We start from the raw sequence: 3,696 nt of genomic DNA on the forward strand, positions 1-3,696 counted from the left end.
CCGTGGGGTGCTCACCGTCGGGCGCGCGGCGGGGGGTGGAGGGTTGCAGGCCCGTTCCCCCGGTGGTGCGGAACAGCTCGTCGGCTCCGGGCAGACTCACTCGGCGTGACACCGGGCGAGCACCTCCCTGGCGAGCTGGCGGTAGGCGGCGGCACCGACGGAGTTGGAGGCGTACGTGGTGATCGGCTCGCCGGCGACCGTGGTCTCCGGGAAGCGGACGGTGCGTCCGATGACGGTGTGGTAGACGTGGTCGTCGAACGCCTCCACGACGCGTGCCAGGACCTCGCGGCTGTGCACGGTACGGGAGTCGTACATCGTCGCCAGGATGCCGTCGAGCTGGAGCTCGGGGTTGAGGCGCTCCTGGACCTTCTCGATCGTCTCGGTGAGCAGCGCCACACCGCGCAGGGCGAAGAACTCGCACTCCAGCGGCACGATGACCTTGTGAGCGGCCGTCAGGGCGTTGACGGTGAGCAGGCCGAGGGAGGGCTGGCAGTCGATGACGACGTAGTCGTAGTCGGGCAGCAGCGGCTTGAGGGCGCGCTGGAGCGTCGACTCGCGGGCGACCTCGCTGACGAGCTGCACCTCGGCCGCGGAGAGGTCGATGTTGCTGGGCAGCAGGTCCATGTTGGGGACCGCGGTCTTCAGCAGCACCTCGTCGGCGGACATGCCGCGTTCCATGAGGAGGTTGTAGACCGTCAGGTCCAGCTCCATGGGGTTGACGCCGAGGCCGACCGAGAGGGCGCCCTGGGGGTCGAAGTCGACGAGCAGGACGCGGCGTCCGTACTCGGCGAGCGCGGCACCCAGGTTGATGGTCGAGGTGGTCTTGCCGACCCCGCCCTTCTGGTTGCACATCGCGATGATCTTCGCGGGGCCGTGCTCGGCCAGGGGGCCCGGGATGGGGAAGTACGGCAGCGGGCGGCCGGTCGGGCCGACGCGTTCGCGGCGCTGGCGCGCGGCGTCCGGCGCGAGCGTCGCCGCGTACTCCGGGTCCGGCTCGTACTCCGCGTCCGGGTCGTAGAAGTGCCCCTGGGGCAGGTCGTCGTAGTCGGCGAGACGGGTGGGATCTTCGCTGCCCCGGTCGCCGGCCATGGCGTTCACGTGATGGCCGTCCATGCTCTGGTGGGCTGTCGTGGTCGTGCTCTGGTGGGCTGCGAAGGTGTGGGTCCCGACGGAGCCGACAGCCTCAAGCCCCATGGGGACCCGGCCCTGCGCAACCGCTCCTGGTCGGCCACCTCCGGGAGTAAATGTCGACTCATTCACAAGTCGTCCTACCTCCTTGGATGTGGCCAGGAAACTTATCGATAGGTCAGCGTGGCACCATGCCGACGGTTGGCGACTCTATGGCGTGTCGGCCGTTCGCAGCAACACAATCCACGGGACCCGGCGCGATGTGTCGGCTGCCGAACCCCGTGCTGTCAAGGGTGCAAACCGCATCGGCCCAAGTTTTCACGGGGGTGCGAACCGGTCGAAGGGTGATGTTCACGGCGGGTCGCGCGACCGGACCGCCCGCCGGGTGGTATCGCGCACACGCGACCGGCCGGGTCCCGTCGCCAGGACCCGGCCGGTGGTTACGGCGTGACAGCCGCTCAGCCCAGGAGGGTGCGCAGCTCCACGGACTCCAGGCCGTGCGCCTCGGCGACCGGGCCGTAGACGACCTTGCCGTCGTGCGTGTTCAGGCCCTTGGCCAGCGCCGGGTCACGGCGCAGCGCCTCGGCCCAGCCGCGGTTCGCCAGCTCCACGATGTAGGGCAGCGTGGCGTTGGTGAGGGCGTGGGTGGAGGTGTTGGGCACCGCGCCGGGCATGTTGGCGACGCAGTAGAAGACCGAGTTGTGGACCCGGAAGGTCGGCTCGGCGTGGGTGGTGGGGACGGAGTCCTCGAAGCAGCCGCCCTGGTCGATCGCGATGTCGACAAGGACACTTCCGGGCTTCATCCGGGAGACCAGTTCGTTGGTGACGAGCTTGGGGGCCTTGGCGCCGGGGATGAGGACCGCGCCGATGACGAGGTCGGCCTCGACGACGGCCTTCTCCAGCTCGAAGGCGTTGGAGACGATCGTCTGCACCTTGGTGCCGAAGACCTTGTCGGCCTCGCGGAGCTTGTTGATGTCCTTGTCGAGCAGGGTGACGTGGAAGCCGAGGCCCACGGCGATCTGGACGGCGTTCCAGCCGGAGACGCCGCCGCCGATGACGACGGCCTTGCCCGCCGCCACACCCGGGACACCGCCGGGCAGCACACCGCGGCCGCCGGCCTGGCGCATCAGGTGGTAGGCGCCGACCTGCGGGGCGATGCGGCCCGCGACCTCGGACATCGGGGCGAGCAGCGGCAGCTGGCGGCTCGCGGTCTCGACCGTCTCGTAGGCGATGGCGGTGGTGCCGGACGCCAGCAGGGCGTCGGTGCACTCGCGGGAGGCGGCGAGGTGCAGGTACGTGAAGAGGGTCTGGTCCTTGCGGAGGCGGTGGTACTCCTCCGCGATCGGCTCCTTGACCTTGAGCAGCAGGTCGGAGACGGCCCAGACCTCGTCGGCGGTGTCGAGGATCTGCGCGCCGGCGGCGGTGTACTCCTCGTTGGTGATGGAGGAGCCGAGGCCGGCGTCCTTCTCGACGACGACCTGGTGGCCGTGGCGGACCAGTTCGTTCACACCGGCGGGCGTGATCGCCACCCGGAACTCGTTGTTCTTGACCTCGCGGGGGATGCCGACCTTCACGTCGATCACGGTCCTTGGAAGAGTGCTTGCAGGAGAATTGTCCCTCACGCTGCGCATGACGGAGCAGACCGCGCTGCACGCGGCCCGTCCAGTCTATTTAAGGAACCCTGGTTGTCTAGCCTTGCAAAGCAACATTCTTCTCCCGCACCACCACCGATTTCGTAGGTCACCGAGGGTGTTCGCGGAGCAGGCGCTCGCCCTCCTCCCGGTGCGGCCGTGCGGCGTCCGGGTCCCCGAGCCTGACCAGCACCTCCGCGATCCGCAGCTGGAGCGACGCCTCCAGCCGGCCGTCGCCCGCGCTGCGGGCCAGCCGCACGGCGTCGAGGCAGATCCGCAGCGCCTCCCCGTCCCGCCCCGCGAGCTCGTGGACCCGGCCCACCTCCCCCGTCGCCCGCGCCTGGCCCGCCACGTCACCGAGCATCCGGAAGGTGCGGGCGGCGGCCCGCCACGACCGCAGCGCCGCGTCCCACCGCCCGTCGCAGGCGTGCGCGGCGCCGATCAGGCAGTGCAGCCGCGCCGCGTCGCCGCTCTCCCCGCGTGTCAGCCGCAGCTCCAGCGCCCGCCCGTACCAGTCCGCGGCCCGCTGCCAGTCGCGCAGCCCGGCGTAGGTGCGGCCCAGCGACTCCAGTGCGCGGCCGGTGGCCCTCTGGTCCGGTGCCGAGCGGGCCGCCTCCAGGGCGCCGCGGTAGCGGGCGAGCGCCTGGTCGGTACGGTCGGCGCGGGCGTCCAGGTCGGCGAGGTTGAGCAGCGCCGCGGCCTTCTCCCGCGGCAGTGCGCGCCGTTCGGCGACGTCGAGGAGGAGCCCGTACAGCACATAGAGGTCCCCGGCGGCGGCCTCGTCGCCCTCGTGGGCGAGCAGCGCGTGCACCAGGGAGGCCATCAACCGGCGGTCGAGGGTGTCGAGTCCGGCGTCGGCGGCGGCCGCGCGGGCGGCGTCGAGCAGGGCGGCGCGCCGCGCGCGCAGCCATTCCGCCGCGGACGCGCGGTCCGGGAA

3 protein-coding genes are annotated in these 3,696 nt (G+C 71.3%); all 3 read right to left on the bottom strand.

Annotation, left to right across the window (positions count from 1 at the left end):
• Positions 1-96: 96 nt before the first annotated feature.
• Positions 97-1,113 (bottom strand): ParA family protein, encoded by a 1,017-nt coding sequence (locus AC51EU_RS28440; protein WP_496269958.1) that lies wholly within the window; start codon positions 1,111-1,113, stop codon positions 97-99.
• A gap of 473 nt (positions 1,114-1,586) precedes the next feature.
• Positions 1,587-2,702: an alanine dehydrogenase gene (gene ald, locus AC51EU_RS28445; RefSeq protein ID WP_496269959.1), complete on the bottom strand. Its 1,116-nt coding sequence runs from the start codon at positions 2,700-2,702 to the stop codon at positions 1,587-1,589.
• 166 nt (positions 2,703-2,868) lie between these two features.
• On the bottom strand, positions 2,869-3,696 hold an 828-nt coding region (locus AC51EU_RS28450; RefSeq protein WP_496269957.1), incomplete at its 5' end, for a tetratricopeptide repeat protein.

This window comes from Candidatus Streptomyces philanthi, from assembly GCF_059553635.1.